Source organism: Carnobacterium pleistocenium FTR1 (assembly GCF_000744285.1).
GTDB lineage: Bacteria > Bacillota > Bacilli > Lactobacillales > Carnobacteriaceae > Carnobacterium_B > Carnobacterium_B pleistocenium.
Map to the genome: position 1 here is coordinate 1,482,801 of NZ_JQLQ01000002.1, position 14,956 is coordinate 1,497,756.

General features: G+C 34.7%; 10 protein-coding genes. All 10 read right to left on the reverse strand.

Features of this window, described 5'->3' with window-relative positions:
• Positions 1-179 precede the first annotated feature (179 nt).
• Positions 180-4,520: a PolC-type DNA polymerase III gene (locus BP17_RS07260; protein ID WP_035052995.1), complete on the reverse strand. Its 4,341-nt coding sequence runs from the start codon at positions 4,518-4,520 to the stop codon at positions 180-182.
• A 333-nt stretch (positions 4,521-4,853) separates the two neighbouring features.
• A complete protein-coding gene (locus tag BP17_RS07265; protein WP_035052997.1) occupies positions 4,854-6,560 on the reverse strand; it encodes a proline--tRNA ligase in 1,707 nt (568 codons plus the stop codon).
• A gap of 58 nt (positions 6,561-6,618) precedes the next feature.
• Complete coding sequence (rseP, locus tag BP17_RS07270; protein ID WP_035052999.1) at positions 6,619-7,893, reverse strand: RIP metalloprotease RseP; 1,275 nt, start codon at positions 7,891-7,893, stop codon at positions 6,619-6,621.
• A gap of 205 nt (positions 7,894-8,098) precedes the next feature.
• Complete coding sequence (locus BP17_RS07275) at positions 8,099-8,884, reverse strand: phosphatidate cytidylyltransferase (protein WP_035053001.1); 786 nt, start codon at positions 8,882-8,884, stop codon at positions 8,099-8,101.
• Positions 8,885-8,905: 21 nt separating this feature from the next.
• Complete coding sequence (locus BP17_RS07280; protein WP_035053002.1) at positions 8,906-9,682, reverse strand: isoprenyl transferase; 777 nt, start codon at positions 9,680-9,682, stop codon at positions 8,906-8,908.
• Positions 9,683-10,111: 429 nt separating this feature from the next.
• Complete coding sequence (locus BP17_RS07285) at positions 10,112-10,933, reverse strand: carbohydrate ABC transporter permease (RefSeq protein ID WP_035055293.1); 822 nt, start codon at positions 10,931-10,933, stop codon at positions 10,112-10,114.
• On the reverse strand, positions 10,933-11,799 hold the full coding sequence (locus BP17_RS07290; RefSeq protein WP_035053005.1) for a carbohydrate ABC transporter permease: 867 nt from the start codon (positions 11,797-11,799) through the stop codon (positions 10,933-10,935). Before BP17_RS07290 ends, BP17_RS07285 begins: the two co-directional genes overlap by 1 nt.
• A 103-nt stretch (positions 11,800-11,902) precedes the next feature.
• The gene (locus tag BP17_RS07295; protein ID WP_035053008.1) at positions 11,903-13,183 is read right to left on the reverse strand and encodes an ABC transporter substrate-binding protein; all 1,281 of its coding nucleotides are present in this window, start codon (positions 13,181-13,183) and stop codon (positions 11,903-11,905) included.
• Between the two features lie 345 nt (positions 13,184-13,528).
• Positions 13,529-14,086 carry a ribosome recycling factor gene (gene frr, locus BP17_RS07300; protein ID WP_035053010.1) on the reverse strand — a complete coding sequence of 186 codons (558 nt, stop codon included), beginning with the start codon at positions 14,084-14,086 and terminating at the stop codon, positions 13,529-13,531.
• 2 nt (positions 14,087-14,088) lie between these two features.
• On the reverse strand, positions 14,089-14,811 hold the full coding sequence (pyrH, locus tag BP17_RS07305) for a UMP kinase (RefSeq protein WP_035053011.1): 723 nt from the start codon (positions 14,809-14,811) through the stop codon (positions 14,089-14,091).
• Positions 14,812-14,956: the final 145 nt, after the last annotated feature.

Below are 14,956 nucleotides of genomic sequence, written 5' to 3' on the forward strand. Positions count from 1 at the left end.
TTTCTAACTTACTGCCGAAAAAGAGTGAGCGTTACCGCTCACTCTCAACAGAATATCTAAATCCAAATAAATAATACCATAAAACCGAGTATTAAGCAACAAAACACCATTAAATAAGTCTTTCCAGTTGCTTTTCAGCTTAAAAAGTATTCCAGCTTAGCTAGTTAGAAAATAAATAATTAAAAGAGATCAAATAAAGACAATTGATTTTCATCAGGTAATCCTTTTAATACTCCATTCTCATCTAGATATTCAATAACAGTTTTAGAAACTTTTCCTCTTTTAGCTAAGTCCTCTTTTGAAAGGAACGGTTTATCATTTCTCGCTTCAATAATTTGCTTGGCGACATTGGCTCCCAAGCTGGGTACCGTTCTAAAAGGGGCAATAAGTGAATTCCCTTCAATCACAAAATCGGAAGCATCTGATTTTGCTAAATCTACCATTTTAAAATTAAATCCCCGTTCAACCATTTCATTACTTAATTCCAAAACAGTTAAAAGATTCTTTTCTTTAGTTGAAGCATCTAGCCCTTTATCAGTGATTTCTTTCATTTTTACTTTTATGCTTTCTTTCCCTTTCGCCATAGCTACTAAATCAAAGTCATCTGCACGTACGGAAAAGTAAGCAGCATAATAAAGAATTGGAAAATGAACTTTGTAATACGCTACACGTAAAGCCATCAGCACATAAGCAGCCGCATGGGCTTTAGGAAACATGTACTTGATTTTCAAACAAGATTCGATGTACCACGTTGGTATATTTTCATCGCGCATCGCTTTTTGCCAATCATCCGGAATTCCTTTTCCTTTACGCACGGATTCCATAATTTTAAAAGCTAACCCATCTTCTAAACCATTATGGATCAAATAAACCATAATATCATCACGACAACCGATTACTTCTGACAAAGGAATATCATTCATCCGGATCAACTCTTCCGCATTTCCTAACCATACATCCGTTCCATGTGACAATCCTGATATTTGCAACAATTCAGCAAACGTTGTCGGCAACGTTTCTTCTAACATTCCTCTTACAAAACGCGTACCAAATTCTGGAATACCTAGCGTACCTGTTTTCGATTGGATTTGCTCTGGGGTTACGCCAAGAACTTCAGTACCACCAAAAATCTTCATTACTTCCGGATCATCGGTTGGGATCGTTTTAGGATCGATCCCAGATAGATCTTGCAGCATTCGAATAACGGTTGGATCATCATGACCCAGTATATCTAATTTCAAGACATTATCATGAATAGAATGAAAATCAAAGTGAGTCGTTTTCCATTCTGAATCTTGTGCATCAGCTGGAAATTGAATAGGCGTAAAGTCATATACATCCATATAATCAGGGATAACGATAATACCGCCGGGATGCTGACCGGTGGTCCTTTTAACTCCTGTAAATCCTTTTGCTAAGCGATCGATTTCTGCAGCACGTAAGGTTAAACTGTTATCGCGTTCATACCCTTTTACATAACCAAAAGCCGTCCTATCCGCTACGGTACCTATTGTTCCAGCACGAAATACATTTTCTTCACCAAATAATTCTTTTGTGTAATTGTGTGCCTTAGATTGGTAATCGCCTGAGAAATTCAAATCAATATCTGGCACTTTATCCCCATAAAAGCCTAAGAAGGTTTCGAATGGAATATCATGTCCATCTTTATGCAGACGGGTTTCACATTCTGGACAATTTTTATCCGGAAGATCATAACCTGAACCCACTGATCCATCAGTAAAAAACTCAGAATACTGACAATTAGGGCAACTATAATGTGGCGGCATAGGATTTACTTCTGTGATTCCAGTCATTGTTGCGACGAAACTAGAACCAACGGAACCTCGAGAACCCACTAGATAGCCATCTGACATACTTTTATGAACCAATTTTTGCGAAATCAAGTAAATAACCGAAAAACCATTTCCGATAATACTGTTCAATTCTTTTTCGATTCTTTTTTCAATAATTTCTGGTAGTGGATTGCCATATAATCGATGTGCTTCATCATAACTCAATTGACGTATTTCATCTTCTGATCCTTCAATTTTAGGCGTATAAAGATCTGTTTTCACTGGTGTAATGGAATCATCCACCATATCCGCAATTTTATTGGTATTTTTGACTACAATTTCTTGAGCTGTCTCTTCTCCTAAGAATGAGAAAGATTCGAGCATATCTGTTGTCGTTCTAAAATGTACTTCAGGTAACTCAGATCTATTCAAAGGATTCGCTCCACCTTGGGAATTGACCAGTATTTTACGGTAGATACGGTCTTCAGGATTCAAATAGTGAACATTTCCAGTTGCAACTACTGGAATATCTAGCTCCTTACCAATTTTAACCAGATTACGAATGATTTCTTCCAAATCTGATTCATCTTTCACTAACTCTTTTTCAATCAACGAAGCATAAACTTCCTTTGGCATAACTTCAATGTAATCATAAAATTTCGCTTTGTTTTTTGCTTCATCATACCCTTTTTGCATCATGGCTTCAAAAACTTCTCCTTGGCTGCATGCTGTTCCAATAATTAAGCCTTCTCTAAGTTTGTTTAATTCAGAGCGTGGCAAACGTGCCGTTCGAAAGAAATAATCAACCATAGATGAAGAAATCAGTTTAAAAAGATTTTTTAACCCTGCTTGAGAAGTCGCAATAATGGTTGCATGAAATGGCCGAGCTCTTTTATAAGTATCGCCTTCTCCAATATGATCATTCAACTGATCATGATAATGCATATCATGCTCTTCTCTAGCCTCTTTTAGAAAAATCCAGCACAACTGTCCCGTTGTTTCAGAATCATAAATAGCCCGGTGATGTTGTTCTAGATTAATGCCATATTTTTTTGCTAATGTATTCAAACGATGACCCTTAAATTGCGGATGTAGATAGCGTGACAATTCCAACGTATCAATGACCGGATTTACAGCATCCGGTATGTTGTATTTAGCATTACTCGTATTTAAAAATCCCATGTCAAAACTGGCATTATGTGCAACTAGAATAGATTCTCCAGCAAAAGCTTTAAATAAAGTCAAAACTTCTTCTTCAGATTTTGAACCATGAACCATTTCGTCGGTAATACCGGTTAAATTGATTGTAGTTTGCGATAACGGATGACCAGGGTCAATAAATTGTTCAAATGACTCAATGATATTTCCTTTATGCATTTTAACTGCAGATAATTCAATAATGGAATTGTATACAGCTGAAAGACCGGTCGTTTCTACGTCAAAAACAACGTACGTAGCATCAGTCAATTCAATATGTTCAGCATTATATGCAATCGGTACACCATCATCAACAATATTAGCTTCAATTCCATAAAGAATCTTTATCCCATTCTTTTGACCTGCATGAAATGCATCTGGAAATGATTGAGCACCAAAATGGTCCGTTATTGCAACTGCTTTATGTCCCCATTTAGCCGCTTGATCGACTAGATCTGTAACAGTATCAATTGCGTCCATTTGACTCATATTGCTATGCAAGTGCAACTCTACACGTTTATTGTCTTCAGGGGCTGTATCTTTACGTGATTCATGTTCCCATTCAGTAATATCTTGCGCATTTAATACTAAATCTCGCATAAAATTATCTTCTTGAACGCTTCCTCTTGCTCGGATCCACATCCCTTTTTTGATTGCTGCAAAGGCTGCTTCGTCCTCAGGAGTGTTCGAAAATTTCTTCACTGAAAAAGAAGACGTATAGTCAGTCATTTTTAAAATCAGCAATTGTCTTTCAGATCTTAATACGCGTACCTCAACATCAAATACATACCCTTCAATGCTTACACGACGCTCTTCTTCGATAATTTGATCCATCGGTTTAATTTCTTCTTTTGCTGTGATTTTCCGTCCTAAAACGACCAGCCCTTTATGCGCTTGAACTTGATTTTTATTTTGTTTTTTTTCTTGTTCGGCTTTTTGAATATTTTCATTCGCCCGAATTGCCAATAGTGTTTCTGATTCTTCTTTTTTTATTTGGAATTCTGCTATTTTTTTCAAATGTGCTTCTTCATCAATAACTGGCTCAATTTTAAATTTTGGAAATCCCAAAGAAACATACGCATCTTCAACAGGAGGCAGGTACTGATTCATTAAATGACTTTTTACAATTTCATTTTCAACATGAAATTGAATTTTTTTCCCGTTTAAAAGTGGAAACTGCTCTCTGAAGGGTTTGTCACAAATCGGTGAAGAGACTGTACTTAGCTTGACTGCAGCAGACCAATAATGTTCCAATTTTTCAATTGTTAGCACTGGCTGCAAGGTTTCGATAGTTACTTGGACGCTTGCAATTGAATGAAAAGCCAACTGCATTTTTTCTGAAAGATTTTGATAGATTTCAAAAGGTAAAATATCTTGGAATTGCAAATGAAAATTCCAAGATTTTGATAGTTTATGAACGGTGACTTTTAAAATCTTTGCTTGCGAAAAATATTCTTTATAGCGCTCTTCATGCTGCAAACCTACTTGTTCCAGTAATTTTTGAAATAATTCTTCTTGGTTTAAACTCATGAGAAGCTCCTTTCACTTGCTAAGATACATCTAATATAGTGTTGCTAAATTTAATCCAATTACTCACCCAAAAATTCTGGAGGAATAGGATTTACTTGTAGCCGTTCATTAGATTCAATGCTTCAAATAGATCCCCCATGGCTTCACAAGCAAAACCGTCTATTCTATAAGAAATTTTTTTGGATTACAAACACTATTTATGATATACCCACTTTTGGTAAAATTCATCCACACCATTTGACGAAGAGCCAAACTAAACAATTGCAAAAGGAGTGCAGACAAGTGTAGGAACGTACTTGTTTGAACTCCTTTCACAGTAGTATTTTTGTGCGATTAGATAGAACTTAATAGAATGTTTAATGTATCTATTAATTCATCCGTGCGTACTTCTAAAGCTTCACCGGTTTTTTTAAGTTTCAATTCAACGATATTTTCCTGAGCTTTTTTACCTACTGTTATACGGATAGGCAATCCAATTAGATCTGAATCTTTGAATTTCACACCCACTCGTTCATTACGGTCGTCAAGCAAAACAGAAAATCCAGCATTTTGTAAAGAGCTATACAATTCATTTGATAAATTGACTTGATCTTCTGCTTTCATGTTAACAGGAATCAAATGAAGTTCGTATGGTGAAAGATGTCTCGGCCAGTTTAGGCCTTCCTCATTCGATTGTTGCTCTGTGATCGCTGATAATAATCGGCTGACACCAATTCCATAACAACCCATGATAACTGGAATAGAACGTCCATTATTATTTAAAACCGTAGCATTCATCGCTTCAGAATAACGGGTTCCTAATTTGAAAATATGTCCTATTTCAATCCCTTTTGCAAATTTTAAGACTCCTTGTCCATCAGGAGACAATTCACCTTCTTGAACAAATCGTAAATCAACATATACTTCAACGTTTGAATCGCGTTCTAAGTTTACATTTAAGTAATGATAGCCATTTTCGTTGGCTCCTGCTACAGCATTTACCATATCTTGAACAAAAACATCTGCGATAATTCTGATTTCTTCACTGATCCCAACCGGTCCGATTGAACCAGCATTTACTCCCAAATGATTTACCGTTTCTTCATCAGTTGCTAATTCCAAAAAGGTCACATCAAGATAGTTTTTCAATTTGACCTCATTTACCTCATGATCGCCTCGAACAATAACTAGAACAGGTTTTTCATCTGCCATGAACAATAAGCTCTTCATCACTTTTTCAGGCTCTATTTCTAGGAATGATGAAACTTCAGTAATGGATTTACTGTTAGGTGTTTCAACTTTTTCCAATCCTTTTTCACCTTCGAGTGATTTTTTACGCATATGGAAGCTTGTAGCCATTTCTAAATTGGCTGAATAATCACTTGAATCTGAGTAGACAATCGTGTCTTCTCCGATATCTGATAGTGCCATAAATTCTTTAGAATTACTTCCACCCATTGCGCCTGCATCTCCAATGATATTTCTGAAATCCAGACCACAACGTTCAAATATTCTCGTATAGGCTTTTTCAAAATCTTGATAGGTTTTATCTAGACTTTCAAAACTATCATGAAAAGAATACGCATCTTTCATAATAAACTCTCTACTTCTTAACAATCCAGAACGAGGACGTTTTTCATCACGGAATTTTGTTTGGATTTGATACAATGAGAGCGGCAAACGTTTATAAGATGTAATTTCATCACGTATCAAAGTTGTGAAGGCTTCTTCATGTGTAGGCCCTAAGAGATAGTCACGACCATGACGATCTTGTAGTTTCATCAAGTCTTCGCCATACGTTTCATAACGTCCTGACTCTTCCCATAATTCGCGAGGCAATAGTGAAGGCATTAGCATTTCAACAGCATCGATTTTTTCGAATTCTTCACGCATAATATTTTTTATTTTTTCGATCACTCGAGTTGCTAATGGCAAATAGCTATATACACCACTTGAAATTTGTCTGATGTATCCTGCTCTTAATAACATTTTGTGGCTTAAAACCTCTGCCTCGTTAGGTACATCTCTTAGCGTTGGGATAAATACTTTTGATTGTTTCATTATTTACTATCTCCTTTTTGATACGTTAAATTCATTTTCGTCTTATACTTAATCGTTCTTAATTAAAGAAATACGTTTGGATATCATTCCATGTAACTAATACCATCAGCAATAGTAACAAACTGATCCCAATTAAAGTAATGATACCTTCTTTTTCTTCACTTAATGGTTTTCTTCGGATACCTTCTACGATGTTTAATAGCAATTTCCCACCATCAAGACCTGGGATAGGCAACATATTGACGATCCCTAAATTAATACTTAAAACCGCTAGCCAATTGACCACGCCTATAAGTCCCACTTGAACCACTGATTCTGTTGTTGCATAAATAGCAACCGGACCACCGAACATATCAATTGAGAAGCCACTTGTAAACATTGAACCAAGTATTGTAAATAATTGCGTCATCAAAGACCAAGTTTTGGAAAAACCAAAACTGATTTTATCCCATAATGAAGTTTTCAACACATTTTGGACACCAATTTGACCGACTTCTGTCCCGTCTGTTGCTTCACTAGCAACGGGTGTTATTGGCACTATTTTCTCAGTTCCATCCGTTGATTCAATGTAGAAAATCAATTCGTTTTCAGGATTAACTCGAATAATTTCCACCATTTCAGGCCAGTTAGTAATTTTTTCATCATCAATTTGAACCACTCGATCGCCTTCGCTTAAGCCTGCTTCTTCTGCAACACTATCTGGCACAATCGTACCTAGTGTGTTTTCTTGGCTGACAACGCCCCCTTGTAAAAAAGCAAGTACAATGAATGCAACGATGGCTAAGATAATGTTATTCATCGGTCCAGCAAAATTGGTCATCATTCTTTTTGGCAAACTAGCCGATTGGAATTGAACATCAAGCGGTGCAATTTGGACTTCAGTTCCATCCTCTTCAATAATCATTGCATTTCTTAGTACTGGATAGCGAACTAGATTCGTTTCGTCTCCTGCTAAAAAGCCTTCAACATATAATTCGTTTTCTAGATCAATCGAACTAATTTCCATTGGAACTGCATTCAACAATTGCTTTTTCTTATAATTATTAATCAAGGTCACTTCATTCGTGTCATTTAATAACAATCCAATAGGTGTGCCTGGTTTAATTTCTGTTTCTTCTTCATATCCAGCCATACGAACGTATCCACCCACAGGTAAGATGCGAATCGTAAATGTCGTTTCTCCCCTTCGATAGGAAAATATTTTTGGGCCAAACCCAATTGCGAATTCTCTAACTAAGATCCCTGCTTTTTTTGCAAAATAATAATGTCCGAATTCGTGAAAAATGACTAAAATACTAAACACTATAATAAAAGTAATAATAGTAGTGATCATATACTCTCTCCTTTGTTCTGCTTTTAAAGTACTGCTCTTAAAAATTGAATTTTATGATTGATTTGCTGATTTCTAATACGTACAAAACAAGTCTAATTCTATCATAATTTAGGTACAATAACCAATCGACTTATTAATTTATTACTGATAAGCGAAAAGTAGTCATCACAGTAAAGGACAACTACTTTTTCATTCGATATTTAGCTTAGATTAACCCTGAGAAATAAAGAATCGGCAAAACAAATAATAAACTATCAAACCGATCTAAAATCCCACCGTGACCAGGTAGCAATTTACCAGAATCTTTCACATCATAATAACGTTTAAATGCTGATTCAACTAAATCACCTAACTGGCCAGCTATTGAAAGAACAAATGTTAAAGCTAACATCCAACCTGTATTGTAATTTTGTGGATAGTAGGTTAAATAGATGAAAGCTACGATCAGCGCCATGACTATACCACCTAGAGCTCCTTCAATTGTTTTATTAGGACTGATAGAAGGAGCTAATTTACGCTTGCCTAATTTTCTTCCAATCAAGTAAGCTCCTATATCTGTTGCCCAAACAACAAACAAAACAAATAATAATAAATCTAATCCAGATTGCCTTGTCAACAATAAAAATCTAAATCCGTACCCTATATACATTATTCCTAAAACTGAAACCGCAACATCATCGAACGTAAAATTGTTTTTTGAGAATACGGTACAGACTAATAATAATAATACAAAAAGATACAAAATTAATTGTGTATCCATATATGTTGGTAAAATCATTGATAACTCATATGGTAACAATAATCCTAGTAAAGCTAAAATAGAAATAATACCTTCAAATGAAAAAATGTTATTACCTTTCATTCGAAATAGTTCAAATAGTGCGATTATCCCCAATCCAGCAACAACCAATTTTAAAATCCAAGAACCCATATAAACTACTGGAACAAAAAGTATAAGAGCAATAATTGCCGTAATAATGCGTTGTTTCACTAAGATTTCCTCCTAACTTAATTATAATCCACCAAAACGTCGGTGTCTTTTTTGATAAACTCCTATAGCTTGTTCTAAGGCTTGCTCGTTAAAGTCAGGCCAAAGCACTTGAGAAAAATAAAACTCACTGTAGGCATTTTGCCATAACATAAAATTACTGATTCGCTCTTCGCCACTCGTGCGAATCATGAAATCAACATTTTGATATTCCTTTAAGGAATGTGTCATTAAAGATTCTTCAAATAAAGATTCTGTAATATCTTCTACATCGATTTCTCCCGCTTTAACTTTCTTTGCGAGTATTTTTGAAGCTTCAAGTAATTCACTACGTCCTCCGTAATTAAGCGCAAAATTTAATACCATACCTGTATTCTTTTCAGTATCAGATACTGCTTGTTCAACAGATTTCTGCGTATGTTTTGGCAATTCATTTGTAAAACCGATGACCTGTACTTTAATATTCTGTTCCATTAATTCAGGTACAAAAGTATCAAAAAAATCAACCGGTAATTGCATTAAAAAATTCACTTCATCATCTGGTCGTTTCCAATTTTCAGTTGAAAATGCGTAAAGAGATAGTACCTTAACCCCGATTTGACTTGCTCTTCTGGTTACTTTTTTTACAGTATTCATTCCTTCTTTATGACCAGCGATTCGAGGCATAAATTTTTTTTGAGCCCAGCGTCCATTTCCATCCATAATAATTGCAATATGTTGTGGAATTGTTTCCTCAATATTAAAAGAAACAGTTGTATTTTCTTTTATTTTTCGATTTTTTTTATTAAATAAGCCTTTCAAGTATTTCCCTCCACTTCGTAAATCACCATTATTCATTGTAGCAAAAAAGGGGGTAAAAACCTATCAAATTCAATAAGAAATAACTTTTTTAGCAAATATTTAAGAAATGAACAATGTTTGCTTTTTAAATTTTAAGTATAAACTATACTAGTAGTCTTTTTATACTTAAAGAATGCCTTTTAGTATGCTCTAAAAATGAAAGATGCTATAATAGTCTACACAACGTTTGTCACTTAAGGAGGGCTCTAAAAATGAAAAGAATGATCAAAAAGTTTATAGTTGGTTTAATCATTTCTGCTGTAGTAAGCAAACTAACTAACTTGTTAATGGATGAAAACAAAGAAAAAGCTTAATTAGAGACTATTTATGCTAAAAAGGGTGACTGTCCATTTTAAAAGGACAACCACCCTTTTTATTTGTAAGTGATTCTTATTTTGTAGCTCCTTCTGTGATGCCTTTAATAATGTACTTTTGAAGAAACATATACAAAATAATAATAGGTAGGATAGCCAGTACAAGTCCTGCTAAAGCTAGGTGCCATTGTCTTGTGTATTGACCGAAGAAATAAAACATTTGTAACGGTATTGTGTGCATACCATCTTTATTGATCACTAAAGATGGCAACAAATAATCATTCCAAATCTTTATTGTATTCAAAATGATAACGGTTACTGTTGTGGGTTTTAATAACGGGAAAATAATATACCTGAAAATTTGAAAAGGACTTGCACCATCTAATATTGCTGCTTCATCTAAGGATTGAGGAATAGACCTTAATGCTCCGTAGAAAAGAAAAACAGACAAACTAGTAGAAAAACCTAAATTCATAAAAATCAAACCTGTCCGATTCAGCATATTAACTTCTCCAAATAGTTCAACTAAGGGTATCATGATAGAATGAAATGGGATCAGCATAGTTAACGCACACAAAAAATAAATAATTGAACTGGATTTTCGTTTATTTCTAGAGAGCGCATATGCGGCAATTGAAGTGAAAAATACAATAAGTACCACACTCACTGCTGTAATCACGAACGAGTTTAAAAAACTTTTAACGTAATCCAAATCCTCAAATGCTGCTGGATAATTTTCAGTCGTTAAATTTTCCGGCCAGAATAACGTATTAGAAAATATCTCTCCTTTAGTTTTAATAGAATTAATAAATATTAAAATAAAGGGGTACAACCACATTAACGAAAGTACTCCAGCTAAAAAGAAAATTAGGTTTCTAGTCATTTTAGTTGATTTCATCATAGATCCACTTCCCTTTTTCTCGTGACATAAATTTGCACAATTGAAATAATAGCTACAATGACAAAGAAAATAATGGCTTTTGCCTGTGCATACCCCTGTTCAAATAATACAAAAGCTGTATTGTAGATATTCATTGCAACCATCTCAGTAGATCCAAAAGGTCCTCCAGCTGTTAAAGCCAAATTCTGATCGTAAACTTTAAATGCATTTGAAAGAGTTAAAAATAAACTGATCGTAAATGCTGGTGCCACCATTGGAAATTTTATTTTCCAAAACTTTTGCAATGAGCTTGCTCCATCTATTTCAGCAGATTCTAACAATTCAGCTGGAATCCCATTTAGAAAAGAAATATAAATCAGCATGATATACCCACTCATTTGCCATAAAAATAAGATAACTAGTCCCCAGAATCCGGTTGTAGCATCAGCTAACCAACCATTAAAGAATTCTATACCTGTTAACTCAGCAATTCCTTCGAAGGCATTGATAAATACAAATTGCCAAATAAATCCTAATATAATTCCACCGATAAGATTTGGCATAAAAAAGATGGTTCGAAAAACAGTACTTAGTTTACCCAAGTTTTGTGTAACTAATAAGGCAAAACCTAGACCTATAACATTGACTCCAATAACTGATACAAGCGTAAACCTGAAGGTGAATGAAAGACTTTTTAAAAATTGAGCATCATTAAGAATTCTTGTGTAATTTTCTAATCCAATAAAAGTAGATTGAAAACCATCCGAATCAGTAAAAGAATAATAGATGCCGTAAACTAAAGGTAAAAAGATGATAAAGAATAGTGCCAACAAGCAAGGCAATAAAAAAGCCCAATAATAGAATGTGTTTTTTCTTTTGTTCATCTTATTCCCCCCTTAGTGACCTATACGTTGTAAATAGTTATGGGTAGCTCCACTAAATAATTGAATCTACCTCATAACTAAAAGTAATTAAGTTCTATTGACCTTACTCTTGCTTCATACTAGAAAATTGTTCTGAAGTTGTTTGTTCAAATTCATCCCAAGTAATATCGTTATTTAAATATCTTTGGAATTCAGGATGTAATACATTTTGAAAATACCCATCGGGATATTGTTTGTGGGCCATTGCAGTTGTCTCACCGTCCAACAATGCTTGGTAGATTTCTTTTGAGACAGGATCACTGATGCTGTCTATATCAAAACCTTCATGAGCAGGAATAAACTGCAAATCTTCAACAATGGTTTGTTTTCCAATCTCAGAAGTAAACATCCAATCCAGGAAATTTTCAGCTTCTGTTACAATTTCTTCATCTACATTTTTATTGATTCCTAAATACCAAGGAGCTCCAACAACAAGTTTGCCTTCTGTATCACTTTCAACGAACAACGGTAGAATCCCTAGTTTCGTCTCTGCAAATTCGGAATCTAATCCATTTAGTGTAGGAACGATCCAGTTCCCTTGATGAACCATTGCGACATGTCCATTAATGAACAAATCCTCAACAGATGAACTATAGTCAACAGTTAGAATTGGCTGAACAGTATGTTCAATAATTAAATCTGTGTAAGCCTTCATCTTATCGCCATACTCCCAATTTAATTCAGTAGCTTCGTATGCTGTAAGAATATTATTATCGAATTCTGGTGCCGTAAAATTAGCTGAAAATTGATTTGTAACAAAATCTTCACTCCCGCTATATGCAAATACTGCTTCTAGTCCTAAATCTTCTTTTTGACTTTCTAATGTATCAACCGCAGTTACGAAGTCAGAATAAGACTGAATTTCCTCTGGATCAATCCCAGCCTGTTCAAAAATTTCTTTATTGTACATCCAACCAAAACCTTCATTGTTCATTGGAATACCATAAGGAACACCATCAATTGTTCCTCCATCAAGTTGACCTTCTATAGTTGATGTGGCTGCAGCCATATCAGATACATCTAATAAAGTGTTTTTATAACGCTCAATCTCTGGCAGTCCTCCTAACATCAGAATTGCTGGCTCATCTCCTGAAGCAAATTTTGCCTGCATAGCTGCTGCTCCGTCTCCGCTCCCAACCGTTGTAAAACGAATCTGTACATTCGGATTTTCTGCACTATATTTTTCTGCTAGTGATTCTAATTGATCATTGATTTCTATTTTCTGATTAAAAAAATCAACAATGATTTCCTCTTCTCCTGACGAGCTGCTATCAGAACTACAACCTACCAATAGTAAAGTTAAGATAAGAAATGGTAAGGATGTCAATTTAAATCGCTTTTTCATTTCTTTCGACCCCCATAATCAATTTAATTCTACTTATATAAACGATATCAATTTATCGTAATTTTTAGTCATAAATTCTTATACCCAACCTCCCTTCTTAATTTAATCTAGCTACTCAGTTTTTCAACTTGTGTTAAACGTAAAGATTGAAGGATTTTAGTATTTAACTTACATTCAAATTTTAACATATTATAAAACGGTTTCATAAATTAAAGATCTAAAAACACTTAATAAATAAAGCTGCTCACTTTGATTTAATTTTAAACTCACTCGATCACACGATTATGTAAACGCAAAAAAGGATTGGAATAATGCATCCCAATCCTTTTTTTGCTTTTCAACTAATTATACGTCTAATAGTTCTTTTTCTTTAGTAGCAGCTATCACGTCAAGATTTTTAACACTCTCATTTGTGATTTTTTGAATATCTTCTTCAAAAGTACGTAAGTCATCTTGAGTGATTTCATTATTTTTTTCAGCCTTTTTCAATTCATCAATTGCTTCACGACGAATGTTACGAACTGAAACTTTAGCATTTTCAGCTTCCTTACCCACTTTTTTTGCTAATTCTTTACGGCGATCTTCAGTTAATTGTGGAATCACTAAGCGAATGACATTTCCATCATTTGTTGGACTGATTCCAATATCACTTTGCATAACTGACTTTTCAATATCAGAAATAGATGTTTTATCAAAAGGTGTGATCATTAGAACGCGAGGCTCGGGTACTGAAATTTGAGCCAATTGTTTTAACGGTGTAGGTGCTCCGTAATAGACTACACTAATTCTGTCTAATAGACTAGCATTTGCGCGTCCAGCACGAATCATTCCTAGTTCACGTTGTAAAGCATTTTCCGTTTTGACCATTTTTTCTTTAGTGGTTTGTAAAATTGCATTTGTCATAATTATTTCCCCCTAACAGTTGTTCCAATAGTTTCACCTAGTGCAACACGTTTAATATTTCCTGTTTCATTTAAATTAAAGACAACCAATGGAATATTATTATCCATGCTCAGAGAACTTGCTGTCGTATCCATCACTTGCAAACCTTTATTAATGATTTCTAAATGTGTCAATTCTTCAAATTTGGTTGCTGTTTTATCTAATTTTGGATCTGCTGAGTAAATACCGTCAACATTGTTTTTAGCCATTAATATCACATCGGCCTCAATTTCAGCTGCTCTTAAAGCAGAAGTTGTATCTGTTGAGAAATATGGATTTCCAGTTCCACCAGCGAAGATGACTACTCTTCCTTTTTCTAAATGACGTACTGCTTTTCTACGAATATACGGCTCAGCAATCTGACGCATTTCGATTGCAGTTTGTACTCGCGTTGGTACTCCTTCATTTTCAAGGCAATCTTGTAGTGCTAAAGCATTGATTACTGTAGCAAGCATTCCCATGTAGTCTGCTTGTGCTCGTTCCATTCCCATTTCAGAACCAACTTGGCCACGCCAAATATTTCCGCCACCAACAACAATGGCAATTTCTACACCTAATTCTTTTACTTCTTTAATTTCTTTACAAATTTCTTTTATCGTTGGTGGTTCTATTCCAAATCCAGTATTCCCTGCTAAGGCTTCCCCACTTAATTTTAAAACGATACGTTTATACTTTGGTTCAATCATTTAAGTTTTCCCTCCATTGGCTCATTCACTTTTATTATTTTACCATACTCTGATGAAAAATTCATTAAAAGATAGAGCGTGTACTGGTTCTATTTATTAAGATTGCTAGGCAAAATTCTTTCTTAAATATGCCTCTGTCCCATAT